The organism is Burkholderia sp. Ed8 (assembly GCF_040761425.1).
GTDB classification, from domain to species: domain Bacteria; phylum Pseudomonadota; class Gammaproteobacteria; order Burkholderiales; family Burkholderiaceae; genus Burkholderia; species Burkholderia seminalis.
This window is the reverse complement of the sequence record NZ_CP142885.1, coordinates 2,070,356-2,090,782: the sequence shown is the minus strand read 5'-3', so window position 1 is coordinate 2,090,782 and position 20,427 is coordinate 2,070,356. Positions and strand designations below refer to the sequence as shown.

General features: G+C 70.1%; 18 protein-coding genes. 9 read left to right on the top strand and 9 right to left on the bottom strand.

What is annotated here, in order from left to right:
* The first annotated feature begins 31 nt into the window (after positions 1-31).
* From VXM69_RS09585 to VXM69_RS09575, 3 genes are all read left to right on the top strand, one after another.
* Positions 32-832, top strand: coding sequence for an enoyl-CoA hydratase-related protein (locus VXM69_RS09585; RefSeq protein ID WP_367188488.1), 801 nt, complete (start codon positions 32-34; stop codon positions 830-832).
* 127 nt (positions 833-959) lie between these two features.
* Complete coding sequence (locus VXM69_RS09580; protein ID WP_034191227.1) at positions 960-1,640, top strand: MarC family protein; 681 nt, start codon at positions 960-962, stop codon at positions 1,638-1,640.
* Between the two features lie 145 nt (positions 1,641-1,785).
* Positions 1,786-2,775 carry an aldo/keto reductase gene (locus VXM69_RS09575; protein ID WP_367188487.1) on the top strand — a complete coding sequence of 330 codons (990 nt, stop codon included), beginning with the start codon at positions 1,786-1,788 and terminating at the stop codon, positions 2,773-2,775.
* A gap of 35 nt (positions 2,776-2,810) precedes the next feature.
* Here VXM69_RS09575 and VXM69_RS09570 read toward each other — a convergent pair whose 3' ends face one another.
* From VXM69_RS09570 to VXM69_RS09555, 4 genes are all read right to left on the bottom strand, one after another.
* Positions 2,811-3,677, bottom strand: coding sequence for a lysostaphin resistance A-like protein (locus VXM69_RS09570; RefSeq protein WP_367188486.1), 867 nt, complete (start codon positions 3,675-3,677; stop codon positions 2,811-2,813).
* A gap of 104 nt (positions 3,678-3,781) precedes the next feature.
* Entirely contained in the window at positions 3,782-4,438 is a 657-nt protein-coding gene (locus VXM69_RS09565; RefSeq protein ID WP_034191647.1) for a VC0807 family protein, read from the bottom strand.
* Between the two features lie 142 nt (positions 4,439-4,580).
* Positions 4,581-6,455, bottom strand: a complete 1,875-nt coding sequence (locus VXM69_RS09560; RefSeq protein WP_367188485.1) for a sensor histidine kinase — start codon at positions 6,453-6,455, stop codon at positions 4,581-4,583.
* A 396-nt stretch (positions 6,456-6,851) separates the two neighbouring features.
* Complete coding sequence (locus VXM69_RS09555; RefSeq protein WP_367189233.1) at positions 6,852-7,916, bottom strand: 2,3-butanediol dehydrogenase; 1,065 nt, start codon at positions 7,914-7,916, stop codon at positions 6,852-6,854.
* A gap of 589 nt (positions 7,917-8,505) precedes the next feature.
* Between VXM69_RS09555 and VXM69_RS09550 the strand changes: the two genes are divergently transcribed.
* Positions 8,506-9,717 (top strand): CynX/NimT family MFS transporter, encoded by a 1,212-nt coding sequence (locus tag VXM69_RS09550; protein ID WP_367188484.1) that lies wholly within the window; start codon positions 8,506-8,508, stop codon positions 9,715-9,717.
* A gap of 41 nt (positions 9,718-9,758) precedes the next feature.
* Positions 9,759-10,238 (top strand): DUF3331 domain-containing protein, encoded by a 480-nt coding sequence (locus VXM69_RS09545; protein ID WP_367188483.1) that lies wholly within the window; start codon positions 9,759-9,761, stop codon positions 10,236-10,238.
* Positions 10,239-10,267: 29 nt separating this feature from the next.
* Here the strand turns inward: VXM69_RS09545 and VXM69_RS09540 are convergent, their stop codons facing one another.
* Positions 10,268-11,470, bottom strand: coding sequence for a GNAT family N-acetyltransferase (locus VXM69_RS09540; RefSeq protein WP_301740990.1), 1,203 nt, complete (start codon positions 11,468-11,470; stop codon positions 10,268-10,270).
* A 181-nt stretch (positions 11,471-11,651) separates the two neighbouring features.
* Between VXM69_RS09540 and VXM69_RS09535 the strand changes: the two genes are divergently transcribed.
* The 4 genes from VXM69_RS09535 (at position 11,652) to VXM69_RS09520 (ending at position 17,028) form a co-directional block, all read left to right on the top strand.
* Positions 11,652-13,124, top strand: coding sequence for a PLP-dependent aminotransferase family protein (locus VXM69_RS09535; RefSeq protein WP_367188482.1), 1,473 nt, complete (start codon positions 11,652-11,654; stop codon positions 13,122-13,124).
* A 214-nt stretch (positions 13,125-13,338) separates the two neighbouring features.
* A complete protein-coding gene (locus tag VXM69_RS09530) occupies positions 13,339-14,919 on the top strand; it encodes a trypsin-like peptidase domain-containing protein (protein ID WP_124669921.1) in 1,581 nt (526 codons plus the stop codon).
* 227 nt (positions 14,920-15,146) lie between these two features.
* Positions 15,147-16,358: an MFS transporter gene (locus VXM69_RS09525; RefSeq protein WP_367188481.1), complete on the top strand. Its 1,212-nt coding sequence runs from the start codon at positions 15,147-15,149 to the stop codon at positions 16,356-16,358.
* A gap of 124 nt (positions 16,359-16,482) precedes the next feature.
* Positions 16,483-17,028, top strand: a complete 546-nt coding sequence (locus tag VXM69_RS09520) for a DUF4303 domain-containing protein (RefSeq protein WP_034191238.1) — start codon at positions 16,483-16,485, stop codon at positions 17,026-17,028.
* A 55-nt stretch (positions 17,029-17,083) separates the two neighbouring features.
* Here the strand turns inward: VXM69_RS09520 and VXM69_RS09515 are convergent, their stop codons facing one another.
* The 4 genes from VXM69_RS09515 to VXM69_RS09500 form a co-directional block, all read right to left on the bottom strand.
* A complete protein-coding gene (locus tag VXM69_RS09515; protein ID WP_046548002.1) occupies positions 17,084-17,782 on the bottom strand; it encodes a fumarylacetoacetate hydrolase family protein in 699 nt (232 codons plus the stop codon).
* Positions 17,783-17,908: 126 nt separating this feature from the next.
* Positions 17,909-18,850 carry a helix-turn-helix transcriptional regulator gene (locus tag VXM69_RS09510; protein WP_059556617.1) on the bottom strand — a complete coding sequence of 314 codons (942 nt, stop codon included), beginning with the start codon at positions 18,848-18,850 and terminating at the stop codon, positions 17,909-17,911.
* Positions 18,851-18,941: 91 nt separating this feature from the next.
* On the bottom strand, positions 18,942-19,724 hold the full coding sequence (locus tag VXM69_RS09505) for a YkgJ family cysteine cluster protein (RefSeq protein ID WP_367188480.1): 783 nt from the start codon (positions 19,722-19,724) through the stop codon (positions 18,942-18,944).
* 61 nt (positions 19,725-19,785) lie between these two features.
* Positions 19,786-20,385 (bottom strand): uracil-DNA glycosylase family protein, encoded by a 600-nt coding sequence (locus VXM69_RS09500; protein ID WP_367188479.1) that lies wholly within the window; start codon positions 20,383-20,385, stop codon positions 19,786-19,788.
* Between the last annotated feature and the right edge of the window lie 42 nt (positions 20,386-20,427).

The window sequence follows — 20,427 nt, the reverse complement described above, 5'->3', positions numbered from 1 at the left end:
ATTTGCCGTTCACCCCGAGGAAACCTGTTCGATGGATGGATTGAAGACCCTGGCCGTCACGGTCGATGCGCGCGGCATCGCGACCGTCGCGCTGCAGCGCGGCGACGTGCTCAACGCGTTCGACGAGACGATGATCGCCGAGCTGACCGATGCGTTCACGGCGCTCGGCCGGCGCGACGACGTACGCGCGATCGTGCTGCGTTCGGACGGCCGCGCATTTTGCGCGGGCGCCGACCTGCAGTGGATGCAGCGGGCGAGCGCGAACGACGCGGCCGCGAACCTGCGCGATGCCGAGCGGTTCGCCGCGATGATGCGCGCGATCCGGCAGTGCCCGAAACCGACGGTCGCACGCGTGCAGGGCCACGCGTTCGGCGGCGGTGTCGGCCTGTGCGCGGCCTGCGATATCGTGATTGCGAGCGACCACGCGCGCTTTTCGATCAGCGAGGCGCGCTTCGGGATCCTGCCGGCCGTGATCGGCCCGTATCTGGTCGAGGCGGTCGGCCAGCGCCAGGCGCGCCGGCTCGCGTTGACCGCGACGCAGCTCGCCGCCGCCGAAGCCGTCGCGATCGGCCTGATCCACCAGGCCGTGCCGCTCGATGCGCTCGACGAAACGCTCGACCGCACGCTCGCCGAACTGGGCCGCAACGGCCCGCACGCGCTGATGGAGATCAAGCGCTTCTTCGACGCGATCGGCGAGTATCCGCCGTCGGACGAGCGTGCGGCATTCACCGCGCAGACGATTTCCCGCGTGCGGGCGACGCCGGAAGCGAAGGAGGGCTTCGCCGCGTTCTTCGCGAAGCGGCCGCCGGCCTGGGAGGCGGGCGCCGAGTAAGGCGGCGCGACCCCGATCGGCGGCGAAACGGGCCGGTCCGCGAATTGCGTCTCGGGCGCGGGCGCTTGCTCTACAATGCGTGACCCCCGGCGCGCTGCCGGCCCAGCCCCGACCGATGCTTCGCACGATGATCGTCAACCGCCTTATCTCCGAGATCCTGTTTGGCTTCACCGGCCTGATCGGCATCATCAATCCGATCGGCATCGCGTTCCTGTTTCTCGAACGGACCGAGGCGCTCACCGAGCACGAGCGCGACCTGCTCGCGAGAAAGGTCGCGTTCAACTCGTTCGTCGTGCTGCTGGTCGCGTTCTTCGCCGGCACGCCGGTGCTGCATTTCTTCGGCATCTCGATGGAAGCGCTGCGGATCGGCGGGGGCTTCGCGGTTGCGGTGGCCGGCTGGCAGATGCTGAACGAGCCCGACGGGCCTGGCGGCCCGGGCGGCGGCGACACGCCGGTCAAGCCGATCGACGCGAACGCGATCATGACGCGCGCGTTCTTCCCGCTGACCGTGCCGCTGACGGTCGGCCCCGGCTCGATCGCCACCGCGATCGCGCTGAACGCGAACCGCACGCACAAGCTGTCGGAGTTCATGCTGTCGAGCATCGTGTCGATCGCCGTCTCCGTGCTCGTCGCGGTCGTGATCTGGCAGGTCTATAGCCGCTCCGCGCTGCTCGCGCGCTACCTCGGCAGCGAAGGGACCAAGGTCGCGAAGCGCGTGTCGGCGTTCCTGCTGCTGTGCATCGGCGTACAGATCATGCTGACCGGCTTCTCCGCGTTCCTGCAGCCGATCGCCGACCAGGCCAAGTAACCGGATCGTCCCGGTTCATCCTTTCACGCAGCCTGCACGCGTGCGCGTGCCGTACGCGTTCGCGCGGTGCGGGATACCATGCGACGTCCGGCGGATGCGCGACGCGCATGTCGCCGCAATCCCAACTTGAGTGGCGAGGCGTGCAATGGAATACGTGAAATTCGGGTCGACCGGGCTGGACGTGTCGAAGCTGGTGCTGGGTTGCATGACGTTCGGCGAGCCGCTGCGCGGCACGCACCCATGGACGCTGCCGGAAGCGGAAAGCCGCCCGATCATCCAGCGGGCGGTCGAAGCCGGCATCAACTTCTTCGACACCGCGAACATGTACTCGGACGGCACGTCGGAGGAGATCGTCGGCCGTGCGCTGCGCGATTTCACGAAGCGCGACGACGTCGTGATCGCGACCAAGGTGTTCTACCGGATGCGCCCGGGGCCGAACGGCGCCGGCCTGTCGCGCAAGGCGATCATGACGGACATCGACCAGAGCCTGAAGCGGCTCGGCACCGACTACGTCGATCTTTACCAGATCCACCGCTGGGACTACGGCACGCCGATCGAGGAGACGCTCGAGGCGCTGCACGACGTCGTGAAGGCCGGCAAGGCACGCTATATCGGCGCATCGTCGATGTTCGCGTGGCAGTTCGCGAAGGCGCTGCACATGTCGAAACAGAACGGCTGGACCCGCTTCGTCAGCATGCAGAACCACCTGAACTTGCTGTATCGGGAAGAGGAGCGCGAAATGCTGCCGCTGTGCGAGGACGAAGGCATCGCGGTGATTCCGTGGAGCCCGCTCGCACGCGGCCGGCTGACGCGCAGTTGGGACGAATCGTCGGAACGGCAGCGGAAGGACGACGTCGGCCAGCGGCTGTACGACGCGACGATCGAGGCGGACAAGGCGGACAAGGCGATCGTCGACGCCGTTGCGGCGATCGCCGCCGCGCGCAACGTGCCGCGGGCGCAGGTCGCGCTGGCGTGGGTGGCTCAGAAGCGCGGCGTGACCGCGCCGATCGTCGGCATCTCGAAGCCGCAGCAGCTGGACGACGCACTCGGCGCGCTCGAGTTGAAGCTGACCGACGACGAAATCGCCACGCTCGAGCGCCCGTACGTGCCGCACGCGGTCGCCGGGTTCAACTGACCGAGCGGCCCCGCTGGCGCCGCCGCGCACCGCGTTCAGCGCGCGGCGGCGAGCATCGGGTAGGTGAACAGGCCGAAGTGGACGACGTTCAGCCCCGCATGCGCGATGGCGGCTGCGAGCAGGCCGCCGCGCCGCCACGCGAGGCCGTAGCCGGCGCCGGCCAGCGTGCCGAGCACGATCCATTGCCAGCCGCCGGCCGCGTGCGCGGCGCCGAACAGCACGGCGCCGGTCGCGAGCGCGGCCCACGGGCCCCACGAGAACGCGCGGAGCGCGCGCGTCAGCCCGCCTTGCACGTAGCCGCGGAACAGCGCTTCCTCGGCCAGCGTCACGAGCAACAGGTTGTTCACGAGCCACAGCCAGCCCGACGCCGGCCACTTGGGCGCCCAGCCGACCATGCCGAACGCGAGCGCGCCGGCCAGGCACGCGGCGGCCGTCGCGACGGCCGCCATCGCGCCGGTGCGCAGCGCGCGCGGCAGGGTGACGTCGGGCGCGACCCACGGCAGTGCCCACAGCAGCCACAGGCCGACCAGCGGCTTGTCGAGATTCAGGTACATCGTGAACGGCACGGCGTCCGGCGTGAAGCGCGTCGGGCCGATCACGAGCGGATTGTGGAACCCGGGGATCAGGTGCAGGCTCAGCGCGATCGCCAGCGCGGCAAACACGGCGTGCGCGGCGATCCGCACCGCGCGCGGACGTGTGGGCAGCACGCCCCACGCGGCCGCGGCCAGCAGCGCGAGCGGCGCCAGCGCGAGCGCCCCGAGCTTGCCGAACGCCAGCGCGACGGCATAGCCGAACGTCGCCAGGATGATGCTCAGGCCGTGCAGCGGACGATGCCAGGCGAATGCGGCGGCCGCGAACAGGGCGAGCCAGATCGTGGCACACGGAAGGAGCGAAAGGGACATGACGGGACAGGCTTGGGTCGGACGAGACGCCGCGCATCATACAGCAGCCGTCGCGACTGTCGCCGGCGCGCGACGAACGGGTGGAGCCGGCAGCGGGCCGGGCGTCAGCGGCCGGCGGTCTCGGTGACGCCGTTGCGGCCCGGGATGTCGACGCTGTTGCGCACGCGCATTCGCCGCCGGTACCAGAACGTCCACGCCAGCAGACAGCCGAACACGGTGTAGCCGACGATCGGCGACACGACGAGCACGCGCTCGACCGGCCAGGTCATCACCATCCAGCAGCGCAGCAGCATTTCCAGCGTCATGACGCCGCCCCACACGAACGTCATCCGCCGCAGCATCTGCCGCAGCCCCGGCTGCGCGGCCCAGACCGCTTCGAAATGTGCGGCGCCGCCGTCCATCTCGCGGGCCACGGTCGCGCGGGCGAGATAGAAGATCAACGGGCGTGTGCGGAACAGCGACAGCAGGAACACGACGCCGATCGTGCCCGACGCGAGCGATTCGCGCATCAGCAGCGTGCGCGGGCTGCCGCCGAGCGCCATCCCGATGATCGACAGCGCGATGCCGAGCAGCACGATGGCCGCCACCGCGTCGACGCGGCGCGAGCGGACGAATTCGACGATCGACCAGACGATCGGCGGGACTGCCGACGCGTACAGCGCGCCGGTTTCGCCGAAATGCGGTTGCGCGACCCGGTAGGCCACCCACGGCAGCACGAGGTTGACGAAGAGTTCGAGTATCAGTCCGGCTCGCGGTTTCACGGTGCGCCATTCCACGCAGGTTGGGGCGAACGCGCGACGGACGGGGTGGCCCGCGGTTGCCCCGAAAGGGGTTCGGTCCAGTATATCGAAGAATCGTGCGCGGCTGCGGCGCCGCAATCGCCGTCTGCCGCGTCCGGTTGCGTCACGCGTTGGCGACCGACGGCAGCGTGATCGTGACCGCGGTGCCTTGCAACACTGCGCTTTCCACCTGGATCGTGCCGCCATGCCGCTCGACGACGGCCTTGACGAACGCCATGCCGAGCCCGACGCCGCTGGTTTCCGGTTGTCCGGCGGTGCGAAAGCGCCGGTAACGCTCGAACAGCCGCGTCTGGTCCGCGCTGCTGATTCCGCATCCGCTGTCGCGGATCGTGCAGCGTACCGTCTTGCCGTCGGCGCCCGGCTCGACCCGGCATTCGACGCTCGTCAGCGACGCGCTGTACTTGATCGCGTTGTCCAGCAGGTTGATCAGCGCGCGCGACAGCAGGGCCGGGTCGCCCGGCACGACCGTATCGTCGCGTCGGGGCACGTCGTCGATCGACATGTGCTTGCGGTGCGCGAGCGGCCACACCGCGTCGCGGGCCTCGTTCATCAGGTCGGCGAGATTGACCGGCACGTGTTCGTATTCGCCGGCCTCGGCACGCGACAGCTGCGCGAAACCGTCGGCCATCGCCAGCGTGTGCCGCGCGATCCTGGCGATCCTCGCGAACTGCTGCTTCGTCCGTGCATCGCGCGCGTGGTCTTCCTGCGCGTCGATCAGGATGATCAGCGACGTCAGCGGCGCGCGCATGTCGTGCGAGAACAGCGTCAGCATGTCGTTGCGCTGGCGCTCGAGCATGTCGCGGCGGACATACGCGTGGCGCAACGTCTCCAGCGCATCGTGGATGCGGGCGATCTCGGGCCCGATGCCGCGCGGCATCGCGACGTGCGCCGTATCGCCGTCGCTGAGCGCGACGATCCGGCGGCCGAGCGCATCGAGCGGTTTCGACAGCAGCCGCTGCGTGCCGCGCGCGAGCGAGATCAGGATCGCGACGCTGAGCGCGGTCGCGAGCGCCGATATCGCGACCTTGATCCGGGCCGTGTCGCGGTCCGAAACGGCCTGACGCCGGGCGACGTCGATGACGCGGTCGCGCAGCAGTTCGCATGGCCGGAAATACGGGACGATCGTCCTCGAGAAGTCGGCGGCGCTCATCGCATAAGTGCCGGTCCGGCCGCTCGCGACGATCGTGTCGACGAGCGGGAGCAGGTGAGTGTCGAACGCCGCGTCGAGCTGCGCGTACTCGCGCGCGACGTCGGCATCGTCGAGCTGTGCGCCGATCGCGCCGTCGATCAGGGCGCGCAATTGCTCGATGCGCCCGCGCATCAGCATGATGTCCGCGAACTGCGCGCGATCGAGTGCCTGCCGTTTGAACATCGGCGCGATGAGCACGGAGCCCGTGCGGCCCGCGTATTCCCGGAGATCGCTCAGGAGCCGCGCCAGCAGGATCGCGCCAGACGTGCGCGGATCGCGCATCGCCGTGTCGGCCATCGCGCCGTCGATCAGCCGCGACACGGTGTCGACGACACGGAACAGGCGCGCCTGCGCGTGCTGGATATCGCGAACGGTGCGTGACGCGAGCGGTCGGGCGGCGAGCGCGTCGACTTCCGCGCGCGCATCGGCGAGCGCGGCCGCCTGCCCGATGGCGGTGCGCAAGCGCGCGAGCGCCTGGTTGGAACGGTCGCGGGCGGCGAGCAGGTTGCGCAGTTTCGTCGTGTCGTCGTTCTGCGGGCGCACCAGCAGGTCGTTCGTCGGGCCGCGCTCGGCCGAGAGCAGGTTGGCGGCGACCATCGTGCCGTGGATGAATTCGAAGCTTTGCAGGTCGGCGTTTTCCTGCCGGTATTGCCGGAAACTTCCCCAGATGATCGTGCCGCACAGCACGGCCAGCAGCGTGGTGACGAGCGCGAAGCCGATATGGGTCTTCTGCTGGATCGTCAGCGTTCGAACGTTGTTTGCGTGATCCCGATGGAACGAGAGGGTCATGACACACCATGTTTGCAAGCTATCCCGGGTAGGCCGTATTGTCGGCCTGTCGGCGCCGTTGCACCGTGAGGTTCAACAGGGGCGCCGCCGTTTCGCGGCGGCACCGATCGCGGCCGGGAAGCCGCATCGCGCGTCGCACAGGATCGCCTTGCGCCACGGTCCTGTCGATACCGGGTGAAACATGGTTGATCGGGAGAAACCCTGATCGCGTGTCAGGCAGGTGGCGCGTTGTGCTTGATTGTATGGATAACGAAGTTTATTCGAAACCGTGTCCGCGTCTGGAAACGAGATGTGGTTCGCTTCGGACGATGGCAGCGGGAAATCGGGAGAAGGCGGTCGGATGCGTCGCCCGGGAATCGGGCGACGGTCGGCCATGAAGCGGTGAGGCGCGTGCTATCAGGAAACGGCGGGCTGCACGATGATCTTCACGTTCCGGTCCTTGTGGTTGACCAGTTCCTCGAACCCGCGCGCGACGATGTCGCCGAGCGCGATGCGCCCGGTGATGAGCGGCTGCACGTCGATGCGGCCGTCCGCGATGAAACGGATCACGTCCGCGAACTCGCCGTTGTAGGCGAGCGAGCCGATCACTTCCTTCTCGGTCGACACGATGTCGAAGAAGTTGAACGGCGTCGGCTCCTCGAAGATGCCGACCATCACCGACTTGCCGGCCTTGCGGATCACGTCGATCGCGAGCTTCGCGGTGGCCGTGTGCCCGATGCACTCGAACGACACGTCGGCGCCGTAACCGCCCGTCAGCGCCTTGACTTCCGCGACCGCGTCCGACGTCTTCGGATCGATGACGACGCTCGCGCCGACTTCCAGCGCCTTCTGCTTGCGCGCGGCCGACATCTCCAGCGCGATCACGCGCCCGGCGCCCGCGGCCTTCGCGCACATGATCGTGCACAGGCCGATCGTGCCCGCGCCGACCACGACGACGGTCTGCCCCACGATGTTGCCGGCCTTCTTCACCGCATGCAGCCCGACCGCGAGCGGCTCGCTCAGCGCGCCGGCCTCGGTCGGGAAGTTGTCGGGCAGCTTGTACAGCAGTTCGGCCGGCACGTTGACGAATTCGGCGAACGCGCCGTTGTTCATCAGCCCGGTGAACGCGAGGTTCTCGCAGATGTTGTACAGCCCGTGCCGGCAATACCAGCAGGTGCCGCAATGCTGGCACGCATCGGCCGTCACGCGGTCGCCGACCGCGAAGCCGGAGACGCCTTCGCCGAGTTCGGCGATCTCGCCGCTGAACTCGTGGCCGAGGATGCACTGGCCTTTCAGTCCCGTCAGCGGATGCGGCGCGTCGACCGGGATGAACACGGGCCCCGCGACGTATTCATGCAGGTCGGAGCCGCAGATGCCGCACCAGTGCACGCGAATCGTGACCCAGCCGGCCGGCGGGCGCTGCGGAACGGGAACCTCTTCGACGCGGATGTCGTGGCGGCCGCGCCAGACGGCGGCTTTCATGCTGCGGGCGGTGATCGGTGCCGGTGTACTCACGTTGCTGTCTCCGTCAGGTTGTCGTCGGGCGCGTGGCATGGCTGCCGCGGCGCCCGTCGCGCGAATGCGCGCTCGACCGATATGCAGGAACGGGGCCAGCGTGGATCGGTGCCCGTTACGGTGTGCCGACAAGTGGGAAGGTGTGCGGTGCGGTATGTTTCCGTGCATTGACCGCGGATGATCCGACCGGAAGCGTGCGCGGAATTTGCTGCACCCGCGAAACGGAGGATTGCGTGAGACGCCGGGACATTCGTCTCAATGCAATGAGACGAATGGCGAGACGAACGGCGGCGCGTGGCGGGCGTCGATACGCGCTCAGGCGACGATTTCGTCCGCCGCGACCGACGCGAGCGGCGTGACGCCGGCGGCACGATGCCGCGGCTGACCGGTCCCGGTCGCGGCCGGTGTGCCGACCGATTGCCACGGTCCCCGAAACGCATCGTTGCGCAAGTTACCTCTTTACTTGAAGTTAACTTCAATTTGTATCATGTGCGCCAGTCCGACTGCGGGCGCGTGAGACATCCCGTTGCACGCGCCCGCTTCAACGGAGGTGGAGATGACCGAATCGCCTGTCGCGGCCGATGCCGCCGCGCTGCCGTCGCGCGGTTACCGGGCCGCCGTCGCGAACGTCGTGCTGGCGAGCATCGTAGCGGCGCTGCACGTCGGCAAGGCGACGATCGCGTTACCGTCGTTGCAACACGAGTTCGGTGGCTCGCTTGCATCGCTGAGCGGGATCATGTCGGTGTTTCCGTTCGTCGGCGTGTTCGGCGGGATCGCGGCCGGGTTGCTGGTGCGGCGCTGGGGCGACCGGCGGTTGCTGACGACGGGCCTCGTTTTCCTCGGGGCGTCGAGCGTCGCAGGCGCGTGGGCGGGCAGCTTCGCGCTGCTGCTGGCCACGCGCTTCGCCGAAGGGCTCGGTTTCGTGATCGTGGTTGTTGCCGCGCCGGCCGTGCTGAATCGCGTGACGCCGCCCGAGCGGCGCAATCTCGCGTTCGGTCTGTGGAGCACGTTCATGCCGGCCGGCATGGCGCTGTCGATGCTCGTCGGGCCGCTGCTCGGCGGCTGGCGCAACGGCTGGCTCGCGGCCGCGGTCCCGACGTTCGTCGCGGCGGCCGCGGTACCCGTGACGACATCGGCCGGCACGCCGTCGCGTCAGGCGGCTGCGACACGCATCGGGCCCGCGCTGCGCGACGTGCTCGGGTCGCGCTCGACCACGCTCCTGGCGCTGGGCTTCGCGACCTACAACGTGCAGTTCTTCGCGGTGATGACGTTCCTGCCGGTGTTCCTGATGCAGCGCCTCGGCGTCACGGTCGGCGCGGCGGGGCTGATCAGTGCGGCGATCGTCGCCGCGTGCGTGATCGGCAACCTGACGGCCGGCTGGTTGCTGTCACGCGGTGCGCGGCCGGGAATCGTGATGGCCGCGACGTCGGTTGCGATCGGTGCGGCCGGCGCGGGGCTCTTCGGCGCGGCGACGCCCGCGCCGCTCGCGGTCGCGCTGGGCTTCGCGTTCTCGGCCCTGGCCGGGATGCTGCCCGCGACGATTCTCGCCTGTGCGCCGGGTTCCGCGCCTTCGCCGTCGCTGGCGCCGCTCAGTATCGGCTGGGTCGTGCAGGGCAACTATCTTGGCCAGGTGATCGGGCCGCTGGCGATCGGCGCGATCGTCGGTGCGTTCGGCTGGCCTGGCGGCATCGGGCTGATGCTCGCGGCCGCCGCGGCCGGTGCGGCGATCGGCGTGGCGTTGCTGCGCGAACCGCTGGGCCGGCGCTGAGTGCGCCGGTGCCGTTCAACCTGCACGGAAATTCGTCAAGCATGCTCAACACCCTGGAAAGCCCGACCTGCGAAGAAGACGTGTCGTGCGACGCGCCTGCATATGGCGAGCACGAAGCGAGGCCGCCGCGCGATGGCGTCGTCGCCCAACCGTTCGTGACGATCGACCGTGCGTCGGGGCCGGAGCACGTGGCGGCGGTTTCGCCGTTGCGTCCGCAACTGTTCGTCACGGTGCTGGAGGCCGGTGACGACGGCCTGCTGATTCGATGGGTCGAGAGCGGCCGTTGCCATTACGGCGAACAACGCTGGCGTTTGCGCGTCGCGCTGCAGCCGGGCCGCTGCGCGATCTCGGGGCAGCCGATCGCGCCGGGCGAGCCCGTGTTCCGGCCGGTGCGGCGGCCCGTGCCGGCCAATGGCGACGAGATGATCTGCCCGGCGTCGGTGCCGGGCACGGCCGCCGCGACGCGCGACGTGGCCCCGGGGCACGACGACGCGCACGACTCGGCCGACGTGCTCGACTGAGCGGAACGCCGGCCGGCCGTGGATCCGCGTTACTTCTTCAGGTCGTGCCGGTACTGGATGAACCCCGCATTGTTCGCGAGCTTGTCGTACAGCGCGCGCGCGGTCGTGTTGGTTTCGTGCGTGAGCCAGTATACGCGGCTCGCGCCGGCTTCGCGGGCGCGTGCGTAGACGGCCTCGATCAGCGCGCCGCCCGCGCCTTGCCCGCGCGCGTCGGGGGCCGTGTACAGGTCCTGCAGATAGCAGTACGGCCCTTCGGTCCAGCACGAACGGTGGTAGATCGAATGCACGATCCCGACCAGCTTGCCCGACGCGTCGAAGGCGCCCAGCACGAACATCGGTTCGGCCGGATCCATCAGGCGTGCCCACGTCGTGGCGAATACCGCATCGCTCAGCGCGGTGTCGTAGAACTTCTGATAGCCCTGCCACAGCGGGCGCCACGCGGCTTCGTCGGCGGCGACGAGCGGGCGTACCGTGACGCGCGTGGCGTCGTTCGCACGGCTGGCCGCGTCGCGCGCGTCGGCCTGCGCGTGGCGGATCGCGGTGAGCGAGCGGCGCTGGTTGCCCTGCGCGTCGAAGTTGTCCGGCGCGAGCCACGCTTCGAACGCGGCGCGCACGTCCGGCCATTCGCCGTCGACGATCGAGAACCAGGCGGTGTCGCGATTGCGGCCCTTGTAGACGATCGCCTGCCGGAACGTGCCTTCGTAACGAAAGCCGAGCCGCGCGGCCGCCTTGCGCGACGGTTCGTTGAGGTCGTCGCACTTCCATTCGTAGCGCCGGTAGCCGAGCGTGTCGAACGCGTACTTCATCAGCAGGAACTGCGCTTCGGTCGAGACCGGCGTGCGCTTGAGCAGCGGCGAGAACGTGACGGAGCCGACTTCGATCACGCCGTTGGCCGGATCGATGCGCATCAGCGCGAGCGTGCCGACCGCGCGGCCCGTGGCGCGATCGATCACCGTGTAGTGCAGTGGATCGGCGCTCGCCTGCGCGCCGCGTGCGTAGTCGCGGTAGCTTGCCTCGTCGGTGTACGGGCCGTGCGCGAGATAGGTCCAGTCGCTGCCGTCGGGCGCTTGTGCGTAGGCGGCGTACAGGTCGGCCGCATGGCGCTCGGCGTCGAGCGGTTCGAGCCGGCAGTAGCGGCCTTCGAGCGCGATGCGCTCCGGGCGCGGGCGCGCGGACCAGTCGGGGACGGGGTGGCCGATGGATTGCTGGAAGGCGTTGGTGAGCGTGGACAAGGTCGATCTCGCTTCGGTTGGCGGCCGGCGACATGCCGGCATGCAGACGATCGTAGTCCCGGCGAGGTACCATGAGAAGCGCCAGGGATCGGCAAATTTATGGTGCCACGATCTGGCGGCCGCCGGCTTCGCGCCACTCGCCGCGCGCCACGTTCCGACATTTTCACGCTGCGATGTTCCGATGACGACTGCCTTTCCTTCCGGCGACGCGCCGTTGCTGCCGCTCGACGCACCGCTGGCGCGCGCACCGGGCGCGCCTTCGCTGCAGCGCCAGTTGCTGCGCCGCGTGCGCGACGCGATTCTCGGCGGAGCGATGCCGGCCGGCACGCGGCTGCCTGGCACGCGCGCGCTGGCGGAGACGCTCGGCGTGTCGCGCAACACGACGGCCGCCGTCTACGAGCAGCTCGTCGCCGAGGGGTTCCTGCAGTCCGACCGTCGCGGCACACGCGTGGTCGGGCTGTCGCGGCCGGCGCCGCCGCGCCGGCGAGCGGCGCCGCCGGCCGTCGCCCAGCGGCTCGGCCGGATTCGTCCGAGCCTCGTCGGCGCCGGCGAGTCGGAGGGGTTCCGGCCGGGCGTGCCCGCGCTGTCGCATTTCCCGGTGGACGCGTGGCGGCACGCGATCGACCGCGCATTGCGCCGTGCCGGCCGCGACCTGCTGGCGTACGGCGACCCGCTCGGCGAGCGCGCGCTGCGCGAATCGATCGCGCGCCATCTGGCCGTGACGCGCGGCGTGCGCTGCGATCCCGAGCAGATCGTGATCACGGAAGGCGCGCAGGGCGCGATCGCGCTATGCGCGCAGCTGCTGACCAATCCGGGCGACATGGTGTGGGTCGAGGAGCCCGGCTATCGCGGCGCGCGTACGGCGATGCAGGCGGCCGATCTCGAGGTCGTGCCGATGCCGGTCGACGCGGAGGGACTGCGCGCGGAAGCGGACGACTGGCGCGAGCGGATGCCGCGCCTCGTCTACACGACGCCGTCGAACCAGTTCCCGACCGGCGCCGTGCTGTCGATTTCGCGCCGGCTCGCGCTGATCGATGCGGCGCGCCGGCATCGCGCGTGGATCATCGAGGACGACTACGACAGCGAATTCCGTCACACCGGCGAGCCGATCGGCGCGATGCACGGGCTTGCTCCCGATTCGCCCGTCGTTTATCTCGGTTCGTTCAGCAAGACGATGTTTCCGGCGTTGCGGATCGGTTTTCTCGTGCTGCCCGAGGCGCTGTTGGCCGCCGTGCGGCCGGCGCTGCCGGAGATGCTGCGCGGCGGGACGCGTCACGTGCAGCTCGCGCTGGCCGATTTCATCGAGACCGGCGAGTACGGCCGGCATCTCGGGCGGATGCGCCGGCTGTATCGCGACCGGCGGCGTTTGTTGCTCGCCGCGCTCGACAGCAGCCTCGGCGTGCCGCACCAGGTGGAGGGCGGGCCGTGCGGGCTGCATCTCGCGTTGCGGATGCCGGCGCGCTATCGCGACCGCGCGATCGTCGACGCGGCCCGCGCGCACGGCATCGGGCCGTTTCCGCTGTCGGGCTTTTCGATCGACGCGGGGCGGGCGGGCAACGGGCTCGTGCTCGGGTTCGGCAATACGTCGGCCGATGCGTTCGAGCCGATGTTGAGGATGCTGTCGGCGCTCGCGGAGCGGGTGGCCGGGAGTTGATTCGTTGCCGGACTTGTGCGGATTGACGAACCGCGCACTTTGTCCGGAACGAACGCCATCGCGGCTCCGCGCCCGCCGCCCCATCCGGCATACGGGTTTCGATTCATCTGTTCGAACAGGCCGCGTGGACTATAAATGGATGCGTGTACCGGTGCTTGTCGGGCGCCTGCGCGTTTCGCGCAGGCCGGCGCCGCGACTGCCGGGGAGGTGCACCGTGGTTTGCCAGACGCTTGCTCGCGCCGTGCTTCGCACCGCGTTGATCGGGGGCGTGCTTGCCGTTTTTTCGCCGCCGCCCGCTGCCGTTGCCGCCCCCCTCGCACCGCCCGCCGCGCCACGCGCGATGAAGCAGCGGGCGCCCGCCGCGCCTTACGCGATGCCGGTCGATTTTCCGGCGATCGTCGACCGCTACGGTCCGGCCGTCGTGACCATCATGGCTGCCGCGCCCGATCAGCAAACGGGCGGTCCGTCCTTCGCGATGCTCGATCCCGACGATCCGCTCGCCGCATTTTTCCGGCACGACGCGCCGCCGCCCGCGCAGGGAGCGCAGGCGCCGCAGACGCCGGCACCCGACACGGCGCCGCGTGCGGTGTCGGGCAGCGGCTCGGGCTTCATCGTCAGCGCCGACGGCCTGATCCTCACGTCGGCCCACGTGGTCGACGAGGCGACCGACGTGACGGTGCGGCTGACCGACCGCCGCGAATTCAAGGCGACCGTGCTGGCCGTCGATCCGCAAAGCGATGTCGCGTTGCTGCGCGTCAGCGCGACGAAACTGCCGTTCGTGCGCATCGGCGATGCGTCGAAGGTCCGCGCGGGCGAGCCGGTGATGACGATCGGCGCGCCGGACGGGGCGGGCAACACGGTCACGGCCGGCATCGTCAGCGCGACGTCGCACCGGTTGCCGGACGGCAGCACGTTCCCGTTCTTCGAAACCGACATCTCGCCGAATCCCGACAACTCGGGCGGCCCCGTGTTCAATCGCGCGGGCGACGTGATCGGCATCGCGGTGCAGGTCTACACCGGCAACGATCGCTACGCGAGCATGACGTTCGCGATTCCGATCGCATTCGCGGCAAAGGTGCGCGCGCAGTGGCAGGCGCAACAACAGGCACAGATGCAGGCGCAACAGGTTCAGGCGTCCGCGCCCGGGGCGTCGTCCGGCAACGCGTTCGGCGTCGACGTGCAGGACGTCGGCGTCGGGCTGGCCGCGGCATTCGGGCTGCCGCGCCCGGCGGGCGCGCTCGTCAACGGCGTCGCGCCGGGCTCGCCGGCCGCCGCGGCCGGTCTGAAGCCCGGCGACGTGATCGTGAAGTTCGGCGACAAGGCGATTGGCCGCTCGGCCGAACTGAACGACCTGGCCGCCGCGCTGCCGCCCGGCGAGAAGGCGCCGCTGCGCGTGATCCGCAACCGCGCGCCGGTGATGCTGACGATCACGGGCGCCGATGATGCGGCCGGGAACGCACCGGCCGCGACGGCGGGCATGGCCGCGCCGAAGGCTGCGGCACGATCGGGCCCGGGGGCGGGCGACCGGGGCGACCGGCTGGGACTGACGATGCACGCGCTGAGCGACGACGAGCGCCGTTCGACGGGGCTCGCGGTCGGGATGATGGTGGACGCGGTGCACGGGCCGGCCGCGAGCGCGGGCATCCAGCCGGGCGACGTCGTCCTGGAACTCAACGACACGCTGCTCGAGACGCCGGACGACGTGCAGTCGCTCGAAGCGAGCGGCGGCAACGTGATCGCCGTGCTGATCCAGCGCAACAACGCGCGGAAGTTCGTGTCGGTGCGCGCGCGTTAGGGCGTTGACGCGGCCGGCGTCGTCCGCCTAACATCGTCCGATATCACGGGCGGTCTGCCCGGCATTCAGGAGCCATTCGGCATGAAAACGGCTTGCTTCATCGTCGTAGTCCACAGGCGCAGGGTCCGGTAGCGGCACCGCGCCGGCACCCATGCGCCCCCGACTCGCTCGGGGGCTTTTTTTTGCATTGCGCACGGCCGTCGGGCACGTGCATGGAGGACATCCGCTTGTCATCGAACCTGCCGATCGATTCCGCCCCGGCGTCGCCGCGACAGGCGACGCTGATCCTGCTGTGCGCGCTCTCGGTGCTGCCGCTGAGCCTGTTCCTGCCGTCGTTGCCGGCGATCGCGCGCGACCTGCGCACCGACTATGCGCTCGTCGCGCTGTCGCTCGGCGGTTACGCGGCGGTGGCCGCGTCGCTCGAGTTCGTGATGGGACCGCTGTCGGACCGGTTCGGGCGGCGGCCGGTCGTGCTGACGAGCGTCGGCATATTCGCGCTCGGTTCGCTCGGCTGCGCGATGGCGGCCGATGTCCGCGTGTTTCTCGCGTGCCGGGTGATGCAGGCGGCGATCACGTCGGTCTACCCGGTGTCGATGGCGACGATCCGCGATACCGGCGGCGGCGCGCGCGCGGCGAGCCGGATCGGCTATGCGGCGATGGCGGCCGCGTTCGCGCCGATGCTCGGCCCGACGCTCGGCGGCGCGCTCGACCAGGCGGCCGGCTGGCGGGCGAGCTTCTGGCTGCTCGGCGCGGCCGGCATCGCGCTGTTCGGCTGGTGCGCGTTCGATCTCGTCGAAACCCATACGCAGCGTTCATCGAGCTTCCGGCAGCAGCTTCGTGCCTATCCGGCGCTGCTGCGCGCGCGCCGTTTCTGGGCCTATGCGCTTTGCATGGCGTTCTCGACGGGCGCGTTCTACGCATTCCTGGCCGGCGCGCCGCTCGCCGCGAAAACGCTGTTCGGCATCCCGCCGGCGGAGATCGGCTTCTGCATGGGGACGATCACGGCCGGTTTCGTCGGCGGCAGCTTTCTGGCCGCGCGCGTCGCGCGCCGCTACGCACTGGCCACGACGATCCTGTGCGGACGCGTCGTCGCGTGTGCGGGGCCGCTGATCGCGCTCGCGCTCGTGTTCGGCGGCGCGACGCATCCGCTCGCGTGGTTCGGCCCGTGCGTGCTGGTCGGCATCGGCAACGGGCTGACGAATCCCGGCGCGCATGCCGGCGCGGTGTCGGTGCGCCCGGAGCTGGCGGGCACCGCGTCGGGGCTGGCCGGTGCGATGACGATCGCCGGCGGCGCCGCGTGGTCGTCGCTGACGGGCGCGGTGCTGACCGCCGGCAACGCGGGTTACGCGCCGCTCGCGATGATGCTGCTGTCGACGGCGATCGCGCTGGCGGCCGCGATCTGCGTGAGGATATTCGATGCGCGGGACGCCGCACGCTGACCGCGGGTGCGGCCCGGTACCGTGGCGCGGTCGATTGGCGGACAATCCGTCGAATACCGGGAGACGATGCACCTTCCGCGAGCCGTATTCGCCGACGCGCGAACGGTGCCTGGGCGAGGAAGCGATGAGCGATTTTTCAGATTTCCAGCGGGACATTGCCGATGCCGCGAGGGCGACCTTCAAGGCGCTGCGGGCGTTGCACCCCGACGAACATTTCTACGCGTTCGCGCTTTATACGGACAGCGGCGCGATGACGGTGGTGCCGGCCGCCAATTCGATCGAGGGGCTGCGCCGGATCCGCGCGCAACGGGCGATCGCGGACGACGATCCGGCGCCGTGGTGCACGTGGGGCTCCGCCGAATGGGCGTACGAGGCGGCGGAGGCCTCGCCGTTCAACGCGATCTGCGGCAGGCTGGCCGACGAAGTGCTGAGCCCGCGGTTCGTCCAGTCGCGATTCGCGGCATTCTCGCGGCAACTGCAGACCGACATGATCGAGGCATTGCGGCTGCTCGACCGCGAGGGCCTGTTCGGTACGGGCGAGGACAGGGCGGCCATCACGCTGTTCGTGTCGATCAGCGACGACGACGCGGCCGAGGCGCTGGAAAACGCGTCGGCGAAAGCGCTGAATCCGCCGGCCGTCGCCGACGCATTCCTGCGCCGTTACGGCTGACCGGCATCGGGATACCGCACGGCGGCCCGGACGGGCGGCCGCCGTGCGTGCCGCATTACGGCTTCGCGCCCACCACGAATTCGAACGTCGCGACGCCGTCGACGCCGCCCGTCACGCGGTCGCCCGGCTGCAGCGCGCCGACGCCGGCCGGCGTGCCGGTGAAGATCAGGTCGCCGGCCTTCAGCTCGACCGAACGCGACACGTAGGCGATGACGTCGGGCACGGCCCAGATCATGTCGGCCAGATCGCCTTGCTGGCGCGTGTCGCCGTTCACGGCGAGCCAGATGCGGCCCGTCGCCGGGTGGCCGGTGGCCGACGCCGCGCGCAGGGCGGTCACGGGGCCCGATGCGTCGAAACCCTTCGCCCAGTCCCACGGGCGGCTCAGCTTCTTCGCCTCGGCCTGCAGGTCGCGGCGCGTGAGGTCGACACCGACGCCGTAGCCCCAGACGTGCGACAGCGCGTCGGCCGGGTCGATCGACCGGCCATCCTTGCCGATGGCGACCACCAGCTCGATTTCATGATGGAGGTCGTTCGTCAGCGGCGGATAGGCGACGGTGCCGCTGGCCGGGACGATCGCGTCGGCCGGCTTCGTGAAGAAGAACGGCGGTTCGCGGTCGGGATCGGCGCCCATTTCGCGGGCATGGTCGGCGTAGTTGCGGCCGACGCAGAATACGCGGCGCACCGGAAAGCGCGCGGACGACTGGTCGACTTCGACGGAAGGACGCTCGGCGGCGTCGATGACATAGGCGGACATCGGATGGCCTCGTTCGGTGGGAAGACGGATACCGGTGCCCGTGCGGCGCACGGGTCGGCATGCGTGCAACGATACCCGACGCGCGGCCGGCCGGATGCGACGCAACTGCGTTTTACCGGGACAAAACTACGTGTCGGCGGCCGCCGGCGCATCGTCGCCGTCCGGGAGCGCGGCGTTCGCGTCGCGGTAGGCCTTCGGCGACACGCCGACGCGCGCCCGGAAGCGCCGCGCGAAATACCCTTCGTCGCGGAAGCCGACCGAGCGCGCGATGTCCGCGATGCGCCGGCTCGTGTGGGCCAGCAGCGATTGCGCGAGCGCGATCCGGCGCTCGGTCACGAGATCGGTGAACGTGCTGCCGGTTTCCTTGCGGATCAGGTGCGCGAGATAGTTCGGCGACAGGAACGCGGCCTCGGCGGTCGCGGCGAGCGTCAGGTCCTCGCGGGTCAGGTTCGCGCGGACGTGCCGCAGCACGCGCGCGAGCGCGTCGCGCCGGCCCGCGCGCTGGGCGCCGCGCTGCGCGAGCTTGTCGAGCGCACCCGCATACTGCGTGCAGACGAGCCCGATCAGCTGCAGCAGATAGCCGCGCAGCAACGTGGTCGAGCCGAACGTGCGCACGCGATCGGTGTCGAGCATGCACAGCGCGAGGCGGCGTGCCTCGTCGAACGTGTCGCCGGTCAGGATGAAGTCGAGATGCTCCTGGAAGCGGAACGGCGTCAGCTCGGGGAAGCGGTGTGCGGGCACGTCCTCGAGATCGAGCGGATCGACGTCGAGATCGGCGCGCAGGAACGCCTGGCTGAAATTGATCACGATGAAATGCGCGCCGTCCGGATGCGGGATCAGGTGCTCGCGGTGCGGCAGCACGAACGCGAGCGCGCCGCGCGGAAACGGCCGCGTGACGCCGCCGATCCGTTGCTCGGTGTCGCCGCCGAGGTTGAACTGGATCTGGAAATACGCGTGCCGGTGCGGCTCGGTGATCGCCTGCCGCGACGCCTGGTCGCGGATGTAGAAGTCGAGCCGGTCGCTGCGTTCGGGCATCCCGTACAGGCGCGGCGGGGCGGTGGAGGGCATGAGGGATTCTGCTGTGGATGACGCGGTTGAGCCGCGATGGTACAGCGAACCGGGCGCGGCCGGAACGTGCGGGCGCGTGGCGGCGCGGCGATCAGGCGTCCGGATGGAAGCCGAGATAGCGGGCGTGCGGCTCCGTGCCGCGGGCGGCGAGCATGCTCGATGCACCGACCGACACGAGCGTTTCCACCGTGGGCGCGCGGTTCGACACCAGCGTCCATTCGATTGCGGCGCCGGTTTCGGCCGGCAACGGGGTGCGCAGGTCGGTCAGCGCGGCGAGCAACGCGGCGGCCGGCGGCGCATGAACCATGAAGCCTTCGTTGACGACGGCCGCGGTGTCGATGCCCAGCGCCGCGCACAGCCGCGCGCGCAACGGCGTCTCGGCTTCGCTCGCCGCGCGCGAGCGTGCGATGGTCTCGTGCGTTGCCGCGTCCACGAGCATGCCGCCGCGGACCAGCGGCGCGTGCCGCCACGCGTCGGGCGGGCATTGCTTGCCGCCGGGCATCAGCGGCACGAACGGATTGACTTCGGCCGGATAGATCCGGCACACGAGCGGGCGTTCGTCGTAGATCCCGCAGCGCAGGTCGTCGCGCAGGTTCGGGCACGGGCCGGCATGCGACGCGGTGAGCACGGCCGTGATGCGCACGGGCAGCGAACCGCTCGTCGCGGGCGTCGAACGCGCGCGCTTGTAGGCAGCGAACGCGTCGCCGGGCTCGGGTTCGACGGGCCACGGCATCGCGTCGCACAGCAGTTCCACGTGGCCGCCGCGTTGCAGCCATGCGATCGCCTCGTCGAGCGTCAGCGGAATGCGCAGGTCGCGGCAGCATGCGCCGCATCCGGTGCAGGCAAAGTCGAGGTCGGTCGAGGTGGTATTCATGAGGGGATGGCGGGGACATCGGGCGGGACGCGAGGCGTGGCGAAGCCGCCGGTGATTGCGTTCATCGGCCGAGCAGCGGTGCCACGCGGCGGCGGAGTTCGGGCACGACTTCGGCGTCGAACCACGGGTGGAGCTTGAACCACGCCTGGTTGCGCGGCGACGGATGCGGCAGCGGCACCACGCCGGGGCCGTAGTCGCGCCACGCGTGCACGGTGTCGGTCAGCGTCGCCTGGCGCGTGTCGCGCAGGAAATGCCGCTGCGCGTACTGGCCGACCAGCAGCGTCAGGCGGATCGACGACAGCTCGGCCAGCAGCCGGTCGAGCCACAGCGGCGCGCACTCCGGGCGCGGCGGGTTGTCGCCGCTCGCGCCGCGGCCCGGATAGCAGAAACCCATCGGCACGATCGCGAAGCGCGCTTCGTCGTAGAAGGTGTCGGCGTCGACGTCGAGCCAGCCGCGCAGCCGCTTGCCGCTCGCGTCGTCCCACGGGATGCCGCTCGCGTGGACGCGTGCGCCCGGCGCCTGCCCGACGATCAGGATGCGTGCGTCGCGATGGGCGCGCACGACGGGGCGCGGGCCGAGCGGCAGGTCGGCTTCGCAGGCACGGCACGCGCGGATTTCGGTGAGCAGCACGTCGAGCGGCGCGCGCGTACGTTTCGGCATCGATTCGGATCGGGGACGGAGTGGTCATGCGGTGTCGCCCGG

Coding starts and splice junctions, on each gene's coding strand:
- VXM69_RS09585 (WP_367188488.1), top strand. CDS start 32: ATGGATGGATTGAAGACCCTGGCCGTCACGGTCGATGCGCGCGGCATC.
- VXM69_RS09580 (WP_034191227.1), top strand. CDS start 960: ATGATCGTCAACCGCCTTATCTCCGAGATCCTGTTTGGCTTCACCGGC.
- VXM69_RS09575 (WP_367188487.1), top strand. CDS start 1,786: ATGGAATACGTGAAATTCGGGTCGACCGGGCTGGACGTGTCGAAGCTG.
- VXM69_RS09570 (WP_367188486.1), bottom strand. CDS start 3,677: ATGTCCCTTTCGCTCCTTCCGTGTGCCACGATCTGGCTCGCCCTGTTC.
- VXM69_RS09560 (WP_367188485.1), bottom strand. CDS start 6,455: ATGACCCTCTCGTTCCATCGGGATCACGCAAACAACGTTCGAACGCTG.
- VXM69_RS09555 (WP_367189233.1), bottom strand. CDS start 7,916: ATGAAAGCCGCCGTCTGGCGCGGCCGCCACGACATCCGCGTCGAAGAG.
- VXM69_RS09550 (WP_367188484.1), top strand. CDS start 8,506: ATGACCGAATCGCCTGTCGCGGCCGATGCCGCCGCGCTGCCGTCGCGC.
- VXM69_RS09545 (WP_367188483.1), top strand. CDS start 9,759: ATGCTCAACACCCTGGAAAGCCCGACCTGCGAAGAAGACGTGTCGTGC.
- VXM69_RS09535 (WP_367188482.1), top strand. CDS start 11,652: ATGACGACTGCCTTTCCTTCCGGCGACGCGCCGTTGCTGCCGCTCGAC.
- VXM69_RS09520 (WP_034191238.1), top strand. CDS start 16,483: ATGAGCGATTTTTCAGATTTCCAGCGGGACATTGCCGATGCCGCGAGG.
- VXM69_RS09515 (WP_046548002.1), bottom strand. CDS start 17,782: ATGTCCGCCTATGTCATCGACGCCGCCGAGCGTCCTTCCGTCGAAGTC.
- VXM69_RS09510 (WP_059556617.1), bottom strand. CDS start 18,850: ATGCCCTCCACCGCCCCGCCGCGCCTGTACGGGATGCCCGAACGCAGC.
- VXM69_RS09505 (WP_367188480.1), bottom strand. CDS start 19,724: ATGAATACCACCTCGACCGACCTCGACTTTGCCTGCACCGGATGCGGC.
- VXM69_RS09500 (WP_367188479.1), bottom strand. CDS start 20,385: ATGCCGAAACGTACGCGCGCGCCGCTCGACGTGCTGCTCACCGAAATC.